At 33.4% G+C, this 17,955-nt stretch carries 17 protein-coding genes; 10 read left to right on the forward strand and 7 right to left on the reverse strand.

Annotated features, from left to right (window positions below):
- Positions 1-102 precede the first annotated feature (102 nt).
- The 7 genes from LQU93_RS03330 to ribA are packed head-to-tail and all read right to left on the reverse strand — an operon-like array spanning position 103 to position 5,012.
- A complete protein-coding gene (locus tag LQU93_RS03330) occupies positions 103-1,446 on the reverse strand; it encodes an FAD-dependent oxidoreductase (RefSeq protein ID WP_229932478.1) in 1,344 nt (447 codons plus the stop codon).
- Between the two features lie 9 nt (positions 1,447-1,455).
- The gene (locus tag LQU93_RS03335; RefSeq protein WP_229932479.1) at positions 1,456-2,475 is read right to left on the reverse strand and encodes an oxidoreductase; all 1,020 of its coding nucleotides are present in this window, start codon (positions 2,473-2,475) and stop codon (positions 1,456-1,458) included.
- 39 nt (positions 2,476-2,514) lie between these two features.
- Entirely contained in the window at positions 2,515-3,372 is an 858-nt protein-coding gene (gene htpX, locus LQU93_RS03340) for a zinc metalloprotease HtpX (protein ID WP_229932480.1), read from the reverse strand.
- Positions 3,359-3,727, reverse strand: coding sequence for a hypothetical protein (locus LQU93_RS03345; RefSeq protein WP_229932481.1), 369 nt, complete (start codon positions 3,725-3,727; stop codon positions 3,359-3,361). Before LQU93_RS03345 ends, htpX begins: the two co-directional genes overlap by 14 nt.
- A 1-nt stretch (position 3,728) precedes the next feature.
- Positions 3,729-3,923 (reverse strand): PP0621 family protein, encoded by a 195-nt coding sequence (locus LQU93_RS03350; RefSeq protein ID WP_229932482.1) that lies wholly within the window; start codon positions 3,921-3,923, stop codon positions 3,729-3,731.
- Positions 3,917-4,447 carry a 16S rRNA (guanine(527)-N(7))-methyltransferase RsmG gene (gene rsmG, locus LQU93_RS03355; RefSeq protein ID WP_229932483.1) on the reverse strand — a complete coding sequence of 177 codons (531 nt, stop codon included), beginning with the start codon at positions 4,445-4,447 and terminating at the stop codon, positions 3,917-3,919. The genes LQU93_RS03350 and rsmG overlap by 7 nt, the downstream gene beginning before the upstream one ends.
- Positions 4,440-5,012 (reverse strand): GTP cyclohydrolase II, encoded by a 573-nt coding sequence (gene ribA, locus LQU93_RS03360; protein ID WP_229932484.1) that lies wholly within the window; start codon positions 5,010-5,012, stop codon positions 4,440-4,442. The genes rsmG and ribA overlap by 8 nt, the downstream gene beginning before the upstream one ends.
- 61 nt (positions 5,013-5,073) lie before the next feature.
- Here ribA and hemB point away from each other — a divergent pair, with 61 nt between their 5' ends.
- The 10 genes from hemB to LQU93_RS03410 all read left to right on the forward strand — a co-directional run bounded on the left by hemB (position 5,074) and on the right by LQU93_RS03410 (position 17,955).
- Positions 5,074-6,045 (forward strand): porphobilinogen synthase, encoded by a 972-nt coding sequence (gene hemB / locus LQU93_RS03365; RefSeq protein ID WP_229932485.1) that lies wholly within the window; start codon positions 5,074-5,076, stop codon positions 6,043-6,045.
- A 72-nt stretch (positions 6,046-6,117) separates the two neighbouring features.
- Positions 6,118-7,038: an ornithine carbamoyltransferase gene (gene argF, locus LQU93_RS03370; protein WP_229932486.1), complete on the forward strand. Its 921-nt coding sequence runs from the start codon at positions 6,118-6,120 to the stop codon at positions 7,036-7,038.
- A 9-nt stretch (positions 7,039-7,047) separates the two neighbouring features.
- A complete protein-coding gene (locus tag LQU93_RS03375) occupies positions 7,048-7,542 on the forward strand; it encodes a DUF2603 domain-containing protein (protein WP_229932487.1) in 495 nt (164 codons plus the stop codon).
- Positions 7,535-8,896: an oxygen-independent coproporphyrinogen III oxidase gene (gene hemN / locus LQU93_RS03380; protein WP_229932488.1), complete on the forward strand. Its 1,362-nt coding sequence runs from the start codon at positions 7,535-7,537 to the stop codon at positions 8,894-8,896. The genes LQU93_RS03375 and hemN overlap by 8 nt, the downstream gene beginning before the upstream one ends.
- A 574-nt stretch (positions 8,897-9,470) precedes the next feature.
- Positions 9,471-11,222, forward strand: a complete 1,752-nt coding sequence (locus LQU93_RS03385) for a TolC family protein (protein WP_229932489.1) — start codon at positions 9,471-9,473, stop codon at positions 11,220-11,222.
- A gap of 5 nt (positions 11,223-11,227) precedes the next feature.
- Positions 11,228-11,890: a transglutaminase-like cysteine peptidase gene (locus LQU93_RS03390; RefSeq protein WP_229932490.1), complete on the forward strand. Its 663-nt coding sequence runs from the start codon at positions 11,228-11,230 to the stop codon at positions 11,888-11,890.
- Entirely contained in the window at positions 11,887-13,830 is a 1,944-nt protein-coding gene (locus LQU93_RS03395; protein ID WP_229932491.1) for a bifunctional diguanylate cyclase/phosphodiesterase, read from the forward strand. Before LQU93_RS03390 ends, LQU93_RS03395 begins: the two co-directional genes overlap by 4 nt.
- Positions 13,831-13,833: 3 nt before the next feature.
- Positions 13,834-15,969 carry a type I secretion system permease/ATPase gene (locus LQU93_RS03400; protein WP_229932492.1) on the forward strand — a complete coding sequence of 712 codons (2,136 nt, stop codon included), beginning with the start codon at positions 13,834-13,836 and terminating at the stop codon, positions 15,967-15,969.
- Positions 15,970-16,150: 181 nt separating this feature from the next.
- Positions 16,151-17,443 (forward strand): HlyD family type I secretion periplasmic adaptor subunit, encoded by a 1,293-nt coding sequence (locus LQU93_RS03405; RefSeq protein ID WP_229932599.1) that lies wholly within the window; start codon positions 16,151-16,153, stop codon positions 17,441-17,443.
- A complete protein-coding gene (locus tag LQU93_RS03410; protein WP_229932493.1) occupies positions 17,443-17,955 on the forward strand; it encodes a DUF5416 domain-containing protein in 513 nt (170 codons plus the stop codon). The genes LQU93_RS03405 and LQU93_RS03410 overlap by 1 nt, the downstream gene beginning before the upstream one ends.

Raw genomic sequence — 17,955 nt, forward strand, 5'->3', positions numbered from 1 at the left:
CTGTGATAGAGCGAGATATAGGAAATAGTTTGGCTGCGAGTTGGTACATTTTGATCCTTTTAATTGCCGTAATTATATCCAAAAAAGTATTGATTGTGAAATTTATTCAAAAAACTCAGCGTTAAATTTATCTATATTAAAATTACCATCCAAGTAGGCTACTATATGCTCTAAATCGCTTTTTGCTGTTGCAAAGCAACTTGTTGCACCAGGGCTTGGTGTCATGTTAAATATAATGCCGTCATTTGTGACTATTTTACCCTCGCCAAATTCCAACTTTCCGCTATTTTTATCGATCACTTGCGGACGAATACCACCAAAATTTTTAGCATATTTTATATCTTCGATCCTTAGGCTTGGGACTATTTTTCGTGCTTCTTTTACAAAAGCATGTTTGTTGATAAAAGGAATTTCATATAAGAAATTTTTAATTAAATAGTTTGCAATATCACGGTCTTTTAATAAATCGATAAAAATTTTAGCTATTTTTTTATCAAATTTTAAACACTCAAAAAAATCATAAAAGCTATCCATGCCATGGTATCGCTCAAGCTTTGGCATAACAAGAGCCGTTGGACCAAATCTAGTAAGCTCATTTGCTAGTATATCCGGATCGCCGTGTAGGGCAGCAAATGGAAGCTTGTCATTTTGCACCATATAAACTTTGCCGTTAAGTAGCTTTTTGTTTGCAAAATAAAAGCTTCCAGCTACAGGTAGTGTGCTAAGGTGTTGTGCGTAACCCATTTGATGAGCTAAAAATAACGAGTAGCTACCAGCATTTACGACGACACATGAAGCTGTTATTACGCTATCGTTAGTTTTTAAATAGAACTTATCGCCGATTTTTTTAATCTCTTTTACATTGCAATTTAAATGCAGCTCATAATCATCCTTGCTTATTGTTTTAGCGTTATTTACTAGACTAACACTCATCGCGCCAAAATCTATCGTCGTGTATTGTCCTACTCTAGCACCCATGGCTAAAATTTTCTCACTTCGTTCGCTTTTATGATCTTTAAAAACGACGTTTGGCTCTATACTTTTTAGCTCGTTTTTATCAAAAAGCTCTAAATACGGATAAATTTCTTTAAAAATTTCAAAACGACTTTGTATTAAGTCGCACTCTTTTTCGCCTACACCAAGAACCATTTTTTGATGAGAGAACATAAATTTGTTCTCATAATTGTATTTTAGTGCATATTTAATTGGCATTTGAGCAATTTTTGCGACTGATTTTGCCTTATCAAATGAGTAATTTGTCTCAATATCGCCTGAGTGAATTGTTTGGGAATTGCACTCGCCCTTTGAGTTTAAAGGTGCTATGGTGTCATATTTTTCAAGCAAAGCTACACTTTTGATATCAGTAAAATTGGCTAGACAATACATTAAAGCCGAACCACTGATGCCGCCACCTATAATTACAACTTCGTAGTGCTTTTGTGACATTTTTGCCCTTTATTTATACGTTCTTGTAAAGGTATTATCGATCAGGTCATACTCTTTTAGCTCAGACATCATTTGTATAACAAAATTTGGATTTGCTAAAATTGCACGAGAATACGCAACCAAATCACACACATCTCCAAGCAACAACGCTTCGCTCTCACCAGCTGTTTTTATAAGTCCAACTGCGATAACTGGTATATTTACAGCTTGTTTTATAGCTTTTGCATATTTTGCCTGATATAATGGGGCTATTGTTGGTGCGTCATTTGTTTGAAAATACACTCCGCCAGATGATATGTGTAAATAGCAAATGCCTAATTTTTCAAGCTCTTTTGATAGCGTAACTATATCATTTACACTATAATCATCATCTTGCCACGTATATGCACTAAGTCTTACGCCTACTTCGATATCCACAGCATTTTTTATCTCTGTAATTATTTGCTTTAACAGCAATGTTTTATCTTTGCCATATTCATCATCTCTATCGTTTATTTTCTTGCTTAAAAATTGATTTAGTAAGTATCCGTGAGCTGCATGAATTTCTACCAAGTCATATCCAGCTTTTTTGGCTCTTATGGCTGCTGATACGAAATTTTGCTTAATTTGTAAAATTTCATCTAAGCTTAATTTTTTTGGTATTTTTGAATTTGGCGAAAATGCTTGTGTGCTTGGTGCTACTGCTTCAGAGTCTGTGCATTCGCTTTTTCTACCAGCGTGAGCTAGTTGAACCCCGATTTGTGAGCCTAGAGATTTTACTAATCTTGTTATGTTTTGATGTGCGGAGATTTGCTCATCGTTGTATAGACCTAAATCGTTGTTTGTTATCCTGCCGCGAGACTCAACCGCTGTTGCTTCAACTATGATAAGTCCGACGCTACCGATTGCTCTTGCACCGTAGTGTGTTTGATGATACTCGTTTGGTTTGCCGTCGTTGTTTTTGACTTTATAAGTGCAACTTGGCGCAAAAACCGTGCGATTTGCTAGTGTTAAATTGCCTAGTTTAAATTTTGAAAAAAGTAGCGACATTTTATCTCCTTATTTTAGTTGTTATTTAAATTAATCGACTTAGTATTCTCTTAATTGCTTTTGTATCTCGTTTAGTGCAGCTATTCTATCGCTTGTTTTTGGATGTGTGCGAAAAAGTGCTGATAGTGTTTGTTTGACTGAACCAAATGGATTTATTATAAACATATGTGCTGTTTGTTCGTTTGCCTGGTGCATCGCATAATTTTTAGAGTAGTTTTCTAGTTTAGATAGTGCTGATGCTAGATGTTGCGGTTTGCCAGTCATCAACGCTGCACCTTTATCTGCTTTAAATTCTCTCTCTCTTGAGATTGCCATTTGTATAATTGAAGCTGCTAAAGGCATTACAACAGCTGCGATTAGTAGCAAAACAGCATTATTTTTATTTTGTCTTGCATTGCCACTCATTGCACCAAATTTTGCAAAATTTGCAAGCATAGCAATTGCACCAGCGATTACAGCAGCGATTGTGCCTGTTAAAATATCGTAGTGTCTTACGTGGCTTAGTTCGTGTGCTATTACGCCTTCTATTTCATCTTTGTTTAAAATTTCAAGCAATCTTTCTGTTACGGCAACGGCTGCATTGTTTGGATTGCGACCAGTGGCAAATGCGTTTGGAACGCGCTCTGGTATGATATATACAGCTGGGACTGGAATGTTTGCGTTAAGGCAGAGAGTTTTTACGATATCAAGCAGTCCTTTTGCGTTGTTTTCATCTACTTTTACGGCTCTGTAGCGTTTTAAGACAATTTTGTCGCTAAAAAAATATGAAAAAAAGTTCATGCCAAGTGCAACCACAAATGCGATAATCATACCTTGCTCACCGCCCAATGCTGCACCAGCAAACATAAACATTATCATTAAAATACTCATCAAAATTATCGTTTTAAAAAGCTCCATTTTCTATCCCTTTTTTATAAATTGCTGTATCAACTTTTGTGTTAGCTAGTTTTGATAGCTGACTTTCATCGTCGATAACACATGCTATTTTTGCATCAAACATATAAAAATTTGCCAACTCACTAAAGGCTAGTGCGTCTTTTTGTTCGCATATGATATATTTTGCACCAACGGCATTTGCTATGATGGCTTGGGTTATATCGCTACATATTAGGCTAAACTCATGGCCTTTTTGCTTTGAAATTTTGATTAAATCTCTGTCGTATCTGTATAAGCAATTTTGACAAATTTCGCTCTCATGCGTGATATAAACTAATGGTTTATATGGTATTAACTCATCGCCTATTATTTGCATTTTATCCCTTTATACACTCTTTACAAATATATTTGCCACTGCTTAGTATAGCTTCATCTAATGATATAAAAGTCCCACATTTATCGCATTGAACAAAACTTTGAACATCTCTTTGCTCGTCTTTTTTTCTACTTTTAAAAAATACTATATATATAATTAACAAAATTACAACAAGTGTTAAAATTTTCCCTAGCATACCTTATCCATTAAAATATAATTTCTATTGTGTTTATTAAGCACTTTTGCGTTAAATCCATTTAATTCTTCGGTTACGCTTGAGCCTTTGTATAGTAAAAATTTTGTATTTTCATTAAAAAATCCACGTGAAATTTTAACCAAATCAGCTACTTTCATCAATGCTCTTGATGTGATTAAATCAACTATAAATTTATCTCCATCTTGTAATTTTGTGCTATGAATTATTACGTTTTCTAACCCTAATTCAATCTTTGCAAGGGTCAAAAATGCTGATTTTTTATGATTTGGCTCATACAGATGCCACTCGCACTCATTAAGCTTCATCGCCAAAAACAGTGCAGGAAATCCAGCTCCACTACCGATATCTATGGCTTTGTTGGCTGAGATTTCGATCATGTCAAGTATGGCTATGCTATCATTTATCTGCTCGTCAAAATTTTTATAATTTGTTAGACTATGGATTTTGTTATATCTGTTTAAAATTTCAGAAAATTTCTCGCATTTTTGTTTAAAATCACTCATCTTTTAGCATGTGTCCCATTTGCTCTTGTTTTACTTTTAGATAGTCTTTGTTGTGTTTGTTTGGCGTGATTACGATAGGTATTCGTGAGACAATTTGCACACATTTTAGTCCGCCCAATTTTTCTGGATTATTTGTAAGAAGATTTATTTTTGTAATGCCAAAATCTTTTAAAATAATATCAACTATTTCATATGTTCTTTCGTCTGCTTTAAAACCCAATTGATGATTTGCTTGTATGGTATCAAGTCCCTTATCTTGCAAACTATATGCGTTTATTTTGTTTAATAGCCCTATATTTCGCCCTTCTTGACGTAAATAAATCACCATGCCACCGTGCTTTTCTATATAATCTAAACTCGCTTCTAGCTGATCTCTACAATCGCACTTTAAGCTTCCTATTGCATCGCCAGTTAAGCATTCTGAATGAATACGCACATTTACAATCTCGCCAAACGGCTCTTTAAATATGGCTAGATGCTCTTTTTCATTCTCTTTGAAGGCTTTAAGTTTGTAATTGCCAAAACGTGAGGGTAGATTTGCTATGTTTGAAATTTCTATTTTCATACTAAATTAACTCCATTTGTGATACACTTATGGCGATATTTTAGCAAAAAAAGGCAAATTTATGTTTAAACGTTTTAGACGACTTAGAATAAATGAAAATTTTAGGCAGATGATTAGACAAACTCATCTTAGTGTTGATGATTTTATATATCCGCTATTTGTTGTGCCTGGTGTCGGCGTGAGAAAAGAGATTGTTTCGATGCCAGAAGTGTATCAGCTAAGCCTTGATGAAATTTTAAAAGAGTGTGATGAAATTTTAAAACTTGGGATTAAATCGATTATATTGTTTGGCATACCTAGCACTAAAGACAGTATAGGCTCAGACGCTTTGAGTAATGATGGCATTATCGCTACGGCATTAAGGGCTATAAAGTCAAAATTTCCAGAGCTTTTTGTTATAACCGATCTTTGTTTTTGTGAATATACAGACCATGGGCATTGCGGGATATTAGATCACGTTCATCAAACCGTAGATAACGATGCAACACTTGAAATTTCAGCTCGTCAAGCCATCATACACGCTAGAAATGGAGCCGATATGATAGCTCCAAGTGGTATGATGGACGGCATAATAACAACTTTAAGAAAAGCTTTAGATGAAAACGGTTATGAAAATTTACCCATTATGAGTTACTCTACAAAATTTGCTTCAGCCTATTATGGACCATTTCGTGATGTGGCTGAATCAGCGCCGAGTTTTGGCGATAGAAAAACATACCAAATGGATAGTGCAAATCGGTTTGAAGCGATAAATGAGAGCTTAGAAGATGAAAAGCAGGGTGCTGATATACTCATGGTAAAACCGGCTTTGGCGTATCTGGATATAATACGTGATATTAAAGAGCGTTCGTTGCTTCCGCTTTGTGTGTATAATGTGAGCGGAGAGTATGCTATGCTGCAAGCTGCGGCAAAAGCTGGTGTTATAGATTATGACAAGGTTATGTTAGAGACGCTTTTGGCATTTAAAAGAGCTGGTGCAGATTTAATCATCACGTATCATGCAAAACAAGCGGCAAAGTTGCTACGAAAGTAGTGAAAATTAAGCAAAAATATAACATAATACATTTATAAAATTTTGGTTATAAAACAAAATAAGGAGAAGCAGATGCGACATTTTCTTACATTAAATGATTTTACAAAAGATGAAATTTTAGAAATTTTAGATCTAGCTAAAAGCATTAAAGCCGAGACAAAATCTAAAAATTTCACCAAATATTTACAAAATCAAACACTAGCTATGATATTTGAAAAAAGCTCAACAAGAACAAGGGTGAGTTTTGAAGTTGGCATGTATCAGCTTGGTGGTCACGCTCTGTTTTTGTCTAAAAATGATATTCAAATCGGACGCGGTGAGCCTATACGTGACACGGCTAGAGTGATAAGTAGAATGTGTGATATGGCTATGCTTAGGGTTGATAAGCATGAGACTTTAGAAGAATTTGCAAAATACTCATCTGTGCCAGTTATAAATGGACTAAGCGATCTTTATCATCCTGTTCAGTTAATGGCTGATTATCTAACCATGATAGAGCACAATGCTGGTGATGTTGTGGCTTATGTTGGCGATGGAAATAACATGACTGGCTCGTGGCTCATGCTTGCTTCAAAGTTAGGGCTTGATCTTAGAATAGCCACACCAAAAGGGTATGAACCAGAAGAGACTATTGTAAAACAAGCTTATGAAAATGCAAAAGTCTCAGGTGCAAAAATTTTAATCACAAACGATATAAAACAAGCTGTAAAAGATGCTAGTGTCGTGACTACTGATACTTGGGTATCAATGGGACAAGAGCGTGAAAAAGAGCAAAGAATAAGCTATTTTGATGGATTTATGGTAAATGATAGTGTTATGCAACTAGCAAAAGAGGGTGCGATGTTTTTACACTGCTTACCAGCATATAGGGGGTATGAAGTGAGCGAAAGTGTGTTTGAAGCACATGCTAATGAGATATTTGACGAGGCTGAAAATAGACTTCATGCACAAAAAGCGATAATGGTTTGGCTTGATAGACATAGAAATTCTTAAGGAGCTTTGATGAGTGAGTGCAAAAACACTCTTGAATGTGTAAATAAAAAAATAGACGAAATAAGCGGTGGGCTTGGCATAAGTGCCGAAGATAGAACAATATTTCAAATTGTTTCTACTACAAATGAAAATGAAAAATTTCTAAGTTTAAAAAGTGGTTCATGGGATGGCGACGAGCCGTGGTTTGGTATTGATGAAGATAATAATATCCATGCAATGGTATCGATAAAATCAATATCAGCATTGATACAAGCTTATAAAAATAGCGAGAGAGAAAATTTCAATCTAAGGCTTGAAAAGACAATATGGCAAAATATTCCTGTTGATTTTAATGATGTTTGGGTTGTGGCTATGGATGAGATTAAAAAGATAGCCAAGGAAAAAGAAGAAAAGGCATTTAGCGTTGATTTAGATAAGCTTTTACGTGGGATTAAGCGATCTCATCCAAATCTTTTTGTTGATATATCGCAGATGATGAGAGCAAGGGGGATTGAAAATGATTGATTTTGATGCATATGTGAAGTATTCACGCCCTGGTCCTCGCTACACTAGCTATCCGACGGCTCCTGAGTTTGGAGAGCATTTTGGATATGATGAATATGTAAATGAGCTAAAAAATCGCGATAAATCACGACCTTTGTCGTTGTATTTTCATTTGCCATTTTGTAGATCCGCCTGTTATTTTTGTGGCTGCAATGTGATTTATACAAGCAAAGACGACAAAAAAGAACGCTATATAGATTATTTACAAAAAGAGCTTGAAATTTTATCAACACATCTTGATACATCTGTGCCTATTTTACAGATGCATTTTGGTGGTGGCACGCCAACGTTTTATAGCGCTACTCAACTTGATAGAATTATAAACTTAATAAAAAATAAATTTTCAAACTTTATGATAGATGCCGAGATATCGTGCGAGATTGATCCTAGATTTTTAAACGAAGAACAAATTCAGGTTCTTACTTCACATGGTTTTAATCGTATAAGTTATGGCGTTCAGGATTTTAACGATAAAGTTCAAACTGAGATACACCGCATACAACCATATGAAGTGACAAAAAATGCAGTTGATTTGGCACGTAAATACGGAATAAATTCTATAAATATGGATCTTATTTATGGTTTGCCGTATCAAACATTAAAAAGCTTTAAAGATACGCTTGACAAGGCTTTGACGCTTGATCCTGATAGACTAGCTGTGTTTAATTATGCTCATGTTCCATGGATTAAGAAAAATATGAGAAAATTTGATGAAACAACGCTACCTAGTCCAAAAACAAAGCTTGAAATTTTAAAATATACGATTGAATTTTTTACATCAAATGGTTATAAAATGATAGGCATGGATCACTTTGCTAAGCCAAATGATGAGCTGTTTGCTGCACTTAAAAATGGCACATTGCATAGGAATTTTCAAGGATATACGACAAAGGGTGGCACAGATTTGATTGGCATTGGAGTAACAAGCATAGGTGAGTGCAAACGCCATTATGCTCAAAATTTTAAAGACCTGGCTGAGTATGAAAAAGCCATAGATGCTGGACGTTTGCCGTATAGTAAAGGCATATATTTAAGCGATGAAGATTTGCTTAGAAAGTCTGTTATAATGAGCTTGATGAGTAATTTTATGCTTGATATTAAAGCAGTTGAGCAAGAATTTAATATAGATTTTTTTACTCATTTTAAAGATGAATTAAAAGAGCTTGATAGTCTTAGAGAATTTGTAGAGATTACATCCAATAAAATAGAAGTAAATCAAACAGGTTCAATGCTAGTGCGAAATATTGCTATGTGCTTTGACGAGTATTTAAAGAAGATTCCAGAAAATTTACGTAGATTTTCTAAAACTATTTAATTTGTTGTTGGCTTAATCCATACTTAATAAGACTTTTAATTTCTTATAAAGCTTAGCAATATCATTGTATTTAAATAGTAAGCAAAGCGATGGCTAGTAAAGGGTTTGTTAAATACTTAAGTCTAAATAAAAGATATGGTCATGAGTAAAGCAAAAGTGGGTATTTAGTCTAAATAATGAGAGTATCAAGAAAGACCAAGTAATAACAACATTTATAAAACTCTTTAAAATACTTTAAATTTTGTTTTTTAAATTCTTATTGTAATAAAGATTGTTTTATTTGTTTAAAATGATTTAATAATATTAATTTTTAAGAATAATGTCTATTTTTACTTTAATTTTTTTATTTTGAGCAGAAATTTGATTTTTTGGTATATTGTTTTAAAGACTTGAGTAAGTCTTGATTTTAATGCTTAAAAGTAATATTTTGGTGACAATTTTTTTATAATTATTATTAAATTTTACTCATAATTAATAAATAATTTAATTTTTAAGAAACTCATTTAATTTTTGTAAATATTTTTGTTATATAATGGCGACCAAAATTTATTTTTAAAGGAAAAGGATTTTCAAAATGAAAAGGGTGTTATCTACTAGTATTTTAGCGGCTTTATGTATTGCTTCAGCAAACGCTGATGGACTAGTTCACAGGATATATGTAGGCACATTTACACAGGGTAAAAATGATGCAGGTGTTGATATGGTTGCAAAAAAACTTCAAGATAGCATTGAGGGTATTTCAGATTTAGTTGAAGTAGATAGATATATTTCTGATAAAAAAGAAATTGTTTTGTTTGTTGATACAAAGCCTGTTAGTGTAACTCAGGCTCGTGAGCTATTAAAAACAATTAGACAATTTCCAAATCATGATGATGCTTTTATGAAAATAAAAACAAAGCGTGATTATGAGATTGTAACCGAAAACATGAAAGCTAGAGGCGAGACTGCTTCTGCAGTTGTTGAAGATACGTTGGCAGAGCCTATTGCTGAAACAAGTATGACACCAGAACCTAGTTTTGTTAAGCCTGTATCAAATGCCAATCAAGAGCCACTAAGCTTAAACAGTGTCATTAAAACAGTTTTAAGTGAAAATCCAAATCTAAAAGCCAGTGAATATAACTATTTGCAAGTTGGCAAAGATTTAAAAATAGCTAAAAATGCTTACTATCCTACATTAGACGCGATGGCATATTTTGGACATGAAAATAAACGATTAGATAATGGCATAACCACAAACACTGGTTCAGGTAGAATTGGTGGTGCAAATATAACTTTGGTTGAAAATTTATATAATGGCGGTGCTGATGCAAATAGAATTAAATCACAAAGCCATAGACTTGATTCGGCTGCTTATTCTGTTGCTCAGACCGCAGATAGACTAGCACTACAAATGGTTGATGCATATCTAGCATTGGTTGAGGCAAAAAGAATCCTTGATATAGAAAACGAAAATGTTGTAAATCATGAAAATATTCATACTCAAATTAGAGATAGAGCACAATCTGGCTTTGGTGTTGCCTCTGAAGAGAGACAAGCCGGTTCACGCTATACCTTGGCTCAATCAAATCTGATTGCGGCACAGAATAACTATGATGATGCAATAGCGACATTTGAAAAATTATATGGGCATAAAATAAACCCTGAAAATTTACATATGCCAGAATTTAATATCAATCTTCCGGCAACAGAAAAAGAAGTATATGATAAAGCTATGCTTTGTAATCCATCTTTATTGGTTCAAAGATCAAATATAGCAATGTCTGAATCTGTTGTAAAAGAGAAAAATGCTCCATTTAGACCTAAGCTTGATTTGGAAGTTTCTGGTAACTATGAGCATACTGATGTTTTAGATAATAACAAAGAAGAGGCTACATTTGATACGCTAGTAAGACTTAGATACAATCTTTACAATAAAGGAATAGATAAGCTTGAAAAAGAAAAAAGCAAGTTAGCAGTGTCTCAAGAACAACAAAATCTTGATGTTTTGATGAGAGATTTGACAGAGAGCTTGAAATTTTCATGGCAAAATTATGTATTGGAAGAAAAAAGAATGGCATATTTATTGCAGCACGTTGAGTATGCCAAAGCTACACTTGATTCATATCAGGACGAGTTTAGGATAGGTCGCAGAGACTTAATTAATTTGCTTGATGCAGAAACGGAATATAATTCAGCACTAAAAGAGATAACAAGCAATGAAAGAGCGTTGCTTTATGCAAAATATAGGCTACTTGATAACATGGGTCTGATTTCAGATAGCTTTGAGCCTGGTTTTGCAAAGAGATATATTCAAGGTGCATGCAGCATAGAAAACGACCTTAAGTAATATATATGACCCTGTATCTAGGGATGTTAAAAAGGGCAAAAAATTTTGCCCTTTCTGTGTTTTTGGTAATTGTCCTAGCAAATGATTTCATAAAATCATCTGATATTTCGCAAATGCAAAAGCAGTATGGTGATAGTGCAAGACGACGTTTGGTGGCATTAAATTCTCTAATGGTTTCACTTAAAGATGCAAGCGAACAAGAAAAGTTAAAAAAAGTAAATGATTTTTTTAATTCATTTAGATGGGTTGATGATATGCAAATATGGGGAGTAAAGGATTACTGGGCTACTAGGATGGAATTTATAGGCAAGGGTGCTGGAGATTGTGAAGATTATGTTATTGCTAAATACTTTACATTAAAGCAACTTGGTGTGCCAACAAACAAGCTATATTTTACATATGTAAAAGCACTTAAATACAATCAAGCTCATATGGTTTTGTCTTACTATGAAACTCCAAAATCAATACCTTTAGTTCTTGATAATATAAACGGACAGATTAAAATAGCAACACAAAGAAACGATTTATTACCAGTTTATAGTTTTAATGGTGATTCTTTATTTTTAGCAAAACAAGAGGGATTGGGGCAGATCGTGCCTGGCGGAAATAAAAAACAAAATCCAAAATGGATAGAATTAGTAGATAGAATGAAAAAAGAGGGACTATGACATTATTTAGACAGATTATGATAGCTATTGTATTTTTTGGCTTGATTGTATTTAGTGTTGTTGGGTATTTAAATTTTAATAGTTTAAATAACTACATAAATGATCAGCTTGGCACGAACGCTAGACATACAGCAAATTCTCTTGGCTTATCAATAAAATCCGTTGCTGATATGGATGATTTGTCCATGGTTGAAACTATGATGAATTCTATATTTGATAGCGGTTATTATCAAATGATACGTTTAGATGACATAGATGATAAGGTATTGCTTGAAAATTCTCAAGAGATAAATGTTGATGCTATACCTGATTGGTTTATAAATATGATTAGGTTAAATGCACCAATTCAAAGCAGTGAGATAATGACTGGTTGGGCAAAATTTGGAACACTCTATGTTCAAGGAAATACAGGTTTAGCGTATTATCAGCTATATAATGGCATGAAGGATATTTTTTACGCACTTTTGGCTATGTTTATAGCCATGCTTATATGTACATATTTTGCATTAAAAGCGATATTTAGACCTTTAAACGAAGTTCGAAAACAAGCCGAGGCGATACGAGATAGTAATTTTATAATTCAAGAACGCATACCTTATACTAAAGATTTAAAAGATATAGTTGTAGCCATGAATTCAATGGTTTATAAAGTAAAAGCCATATTTGATAAAGAGTCAGATACATTTAATAAATATCAAGAGATACTATATAAAGACAGCCTAAGTGGGCTTTATAATAGGCGATATTTTCAAACAAAGGTGTCTGAGTATATAAATACTGAGGAGTATTCAAGTGGTACTATAATGCTGCTTGGTTTTAAGGATTTTATTGCCCTTAAGAAGAGTTTGGGCTTTGAAAAATGGCAAAGTTTGACAATTAAAATATCTCATATACTACAAGAAAAGATTGATACTAGTAAATACTTTGGTTTTGCATCAAAGCTAAATGATAACGATTTTTCTGTTTTGCTTGTGGGCACTAGTTCAAAGCAACTTAGTGAAATGTCGAAATTTATAATGAATGAAATAAAAAATAGCTTTAAAATTTTTGGTATAGACGAGAATGAAAATTTAGTCAATATGGCTTTGGTTGATTATCATCCAAAAACAGATATGAGATCGCTGATGACTATTGCTGATGTTACTTTAGCAAATGCTAGAATGGACGGAAATTTCTGCATACGCGAGTATAACTTAAATACAAATTCAATCTTGCTTGGCAAAGAAAAATATCGTGAATTAATCATGAAATCTATGCAAAACGATATGTTTAAATTTGCTGGACAAAATGTTATTGATGGCGATAAAATAGAACATACTGAGATATATTTAAGACTTGTTGATGAGTATGGCAAATGGCAAATGGCATCATATTTTATGCCAATGGTTAGTGAGCTTGAGCTTGGAGCTACACTTGATTTACATGTGCTAGAGCGTGCATCAAATATGATAATAAATCAAAATATAAACAATGCAATAGCTATAAATTTAGGCAAGGATATAATTACATCTGATGTAAATTTCATAAAATTATGTGCCTTGTTTAAAAAAATTGGCTCAAATTTAAAAAACAAAGTGTATATTGAAATTCCAAACAAGGACGATATTGCCATTGGAAGCATAGTTAAATTAACAAATGCAATGAAAGAATTTGGATTAAAATTAGGGCTTGATCATTTTGAATTTAATCAAAGTGGAACAAATAGACTTAAACAAATCAATCCAAGTTATGTGAAAATACGTGCAGCAAATTTGACTGAATTTTTTGATGGCAAAGATATTGATGAAGTAAAAAAGAGTCTAGATATTATTATGGGATTAAGGAATATTAAGATAATAGGAATAGGTGTTGAAAGTCAAGAGCAAAAAGATAGACTGCTAGAGTTTGGCATAACAAGTATGCAAGGAATTTACATAGATGAGACTAAAAATATCGGATAAAATATGGTAGGCGATAAAAAAGATGAATTACTAGAGTGTTTGGTAATTTTTACTAAACTACATAATAACCCATATAGTGCTGACGCATTAACAATTGGTTTGCCAGTAAAAGATGGTGAAGAGGTCGAGCTTTTTTCTTTAAGTGGCTCAAAATCTTTGTTCTCGCGTGCGGCATTAAGAGCTGGATTTGCTTCTAGTTTGGTTAGGAAAAATTTAGATCAAATATCTCCACTTGTGCTTCCATGCATACTTATGCTAAGAGGCAAAAAAGCATGTATTTTACAAAGCATAAGCACAGATAGACGCACTGCAAACATCATTGTGCCTGATATTGCAAATGGTTCAAGCACGATAGATTTGGATAAATTAAATCAAGAGTATCTAGGTTATGCATACTATTTAAAGCGTGAATTTGCTCCAGATGAGCGAGAAGCCTCGCATTTACTTGAAAATACAAAAGAGCATTGGTTTTGGGGGACTTTGAAAAAATCTAAGAAAATTTATATCGATGTTATTGTCGCTAGTGTGATTATTAATTTATTTGTTTTAGCTAGTCCGCTATTTACTATGAATGTTTATGATAGAGTTGTTCCAAACAATGCAACTGAAACGCTTTGGGTGCTTGCAATTGGTGTTTTGGTTGTGTATTTGATAGATTTTTTCTTGAAATTTACAAGGTCGTATTTTTTAGAAATCGCTGGCAAAAAGAGCGATATTATTATGAGTTCTATGCTTTTTGAAAGAGTTATGGATCTAAAACTTACAAATCGTCCAAAATCCGTTGGCTCATTTGCCTCAAATTTGCGAGAATTTGATACTATAAGAAATTTTTTCTCATCAGCCTCTTTGGCTGCCATTGTTGATTTGCCGTTTGCTATTATATTTTTGATTACTGTTTATTTTATTGGTGGATACTTAGTTGTTGTTCCAATAGTTACAATGATAATTATTTTGATCTATACTTTATCTATAAAAAATCCACTTCAAAATGCTATCAAAAGCACATTTGAAGCAAGTGCTGCTAAAAATGGCATTTTAATAGAGAGTCTAAATGGATTAGAGACCATAAAAACACTTGGTGCTAGTGGAAATGTCCAGTGGAACTGGGAAGAAGCTACTGGCGAAATTTCAAACAGAAGTATAAAATCAAAAATGATAACCACCTCTATTACAACAGTAACGGCATTTTTGGTACATATTAATACAGTTGCTTTGGTTGTGCTTGGTGTATATATGATAAAAGATACTGCACTAACTATGGGTGGTTTGATAGCCACGGTTATATTAGCGGGTCGTGCTATAGCACCTATGGGTCAGGTTGCATCTTTGATAGCAAATTACGAGCAGACGAAAACTGCTTATAAAGGCATTGACAATATAATGAATATGCCAGTAGAACGTCCAGAAGGCAAAAAATTTGTAAGGCGAAATACGTTTGATGGCAAAATAGAATTTAAAAATGTCAGTTTTACTTATCCAGAAACTGTCAAAGGATCGCTTGATAGGGTTAGCTTTACAATACAAGCCGGAGAAAAGGTCGGTATAATAGGGCGTAATGGTTCTGGTAAAACAACTATACAAAAGCTTATGTTAGGGTTATATTCTCCAACTGAAGGTTCAGTTTTGATAGATGGTATAGATATAAACCAAATAGACCCAGCAGATTTGCGTAGAAACATAGGGTATGTTCCACAAGATGTGCTATTATTTAAAGGAACTGTGCGTGAAAACATAGTGCAAAAAGCACCTTATGCTGACGATATGCAAATAATTAGAGCAGCAAAAATCAGTGGTGTGGATGAGTATGTTAATATGCATCCACTTGGTTTTGACATGCCGGTTCTTGAAAGAGGTGATGGCATAAGTGGTGGGCAGCGACAAAGTATCGCATTGGCTAGAGCATTTTTACTTGACAGTCCAATTGTATTACTAGATGAGCCTACAAACTCACTAGATAATACAATAGAAAATAAGCTAAAAGCAAATTTAAAGACAAGTATTGCAAATAAAACAATGGTATTAATTACTCATAAAACATCAATGCTTGATTTGGTTGATAGACTTATAGTGATTGATAATGGTAAAATTTTACTAGATGGCAAACGTGATGACGTTTTGGCAAAATTGAGTGGGAAATAATATGGGCGATATAAAACAAAATAGTAACGATAATCAGATTGTGCAAGTAGCACAAGATGATACCAAAACAACAATTAGCACAGAAGAGCAAAAAAGTATTAGTAATAAAATTTATGCAGACGCCAAAGATATAAGGCAGAAAATTCAAAATCAAAACTATGATGCATATGATATTCGTTTTATGTCGAGTTTGTCTGAGGCTGTTTTGGCAAAAGCTCCTTCTAATTCTAGGAAAATTTTGTATGCTATATTTATTACTGTGGCATGGTTGATGATATGGGCATCATATGCAAAAATAGACGAAATAACAAGAGGAACTGGCAAGATTATACCATCTGGCAAAAATCAAACGGTTCAAAATTTAGAGGGCGGTATTGTTCAAGAAATTTTAATCAAAGAGGGTGATGAGGTTAAAAAAGATCAAATTATTTTAAAAATAGATAATAAAAATTTCTCAAGTAGCTATGGAGAATCACAACTCAGATTGCAAGAGCTACATGCTAAATTTTTAAGACTTGATGCAGAAGCAAATGATAAAGTTTTTGATTTTAATGAAACTCGTGATATAAATAATTCAAAAGCTATAATGTATGAGCTTAGTCTTTATGACTCAAACAAGGCTCAATTAAATGAGCAAATTAGAATTTTAAATGAACAACTAAGGCAAAGAGAGAGTGAATTAAACGAGCTAAGAAATAAAATTTCTCAAACTCAAACAAGTTACCAACTTGCAGTAAAAGAGAGGGATATTATGGAGCCACTCTTTAAAAAGAGTTTGGTTAGTGAGGTTGAATTCTTGCAGTTACAAAGACGCCTAAATGACTTAAGAGGCGAGTTGGAAGCAGCTAGATTATCTGTGCCTAGAGTTCAATCAACCATAAATGAGGTTCAAAACAAAATAACAGAAGCAAAACTTGCATTTACTAATAATGCAAAAAAAGAGCTAAATGAAGTATCGGCTGAAATGGCTAGAATAAACGAATCTCAAATAAATTTAAGCGATAGAGTTGAAAGAACTTACGTCCGATCTCCAGTTGATGGAATAGTTAGTAAATTGATGATTCATACAATATCTGGCGTAATTAAGCCTGGCGAAAGTATAGCAGAGATAGTGCCACTTGATGATAAATTGGTAGCCGAGGTTAAAGTTGTGCCGGCTGATGTTGCGTTTTTACGAACTGGTCTTCCGGCTAAAGTTAAATTTACGGCGTATGATTTTAGTATATATGGTGGTTTAGATGGCAATGTAACGCTTATAAGTGCCGATACTGAGACTAATGAAAAAACTGGAGAGAGCCACTATTTAGTGCGTGTAGAAACCGATAAGAACTATCTTGGCACTGAAGATAAACCGCTTCGTATAAAGGTTGGTATGGTGGTTAGTGCAGATATTATCACTGGTAAAAAGACCATACTTGATTATCTTTTAAAACCAATATTAAAAGCGAAAAATAACGCACTAACAGAGAGATGATGCAAACAATAGTTTATGATAAAAATTTTGAAGAATATGAAATTTTATCGTTTTTAGATCGTGATTTGATTGTTGTAAAGGGTAGTGATGTCTGCGATGTTGTTAATAGTGATGTTAGCACACTTGTTTTTGCTAATGTTGAAAAGCAATATAGTCAATTAAGTGAATATAAAAATCAAATCAGGAATTTTTATTTACCTAAAGAGATTAAAATAAACAAAGATAATATAACGATAGTTAAAATTGTAATACTTGGATATGATGAGAGATTTGACAGAGTTGAGTTTAATACACAAATTTTAAATTTAAAAACTGCATATAAATACTCAATAACAAGTAATAGTATTGAGTTGATATTTGTTGTTGATTGTAGTAGTATGATAGTTGCTGAGTTTTTAGGTAGTGTTTTGTATGAGTATTGCATTGATGAGTATAGTCAAAACAAGCAAATTTTTGTTTATGCAGATGGAGATTTGTTGTTTAATAAGAGATTAACAATCATGGAGGAATAG

Origin of the sequence: Campylobacter majalis, from assembly GCF_905120465.1 — a bacterium.
In the GTDB taxonomy this organism is placed as follows: domain Bacteria; phylum Campylobacterota; class Campylobacteria; order Campylobacterales; family Campylobacteraceae; genus Campylobacter_A; species Campylobacter_A majalis.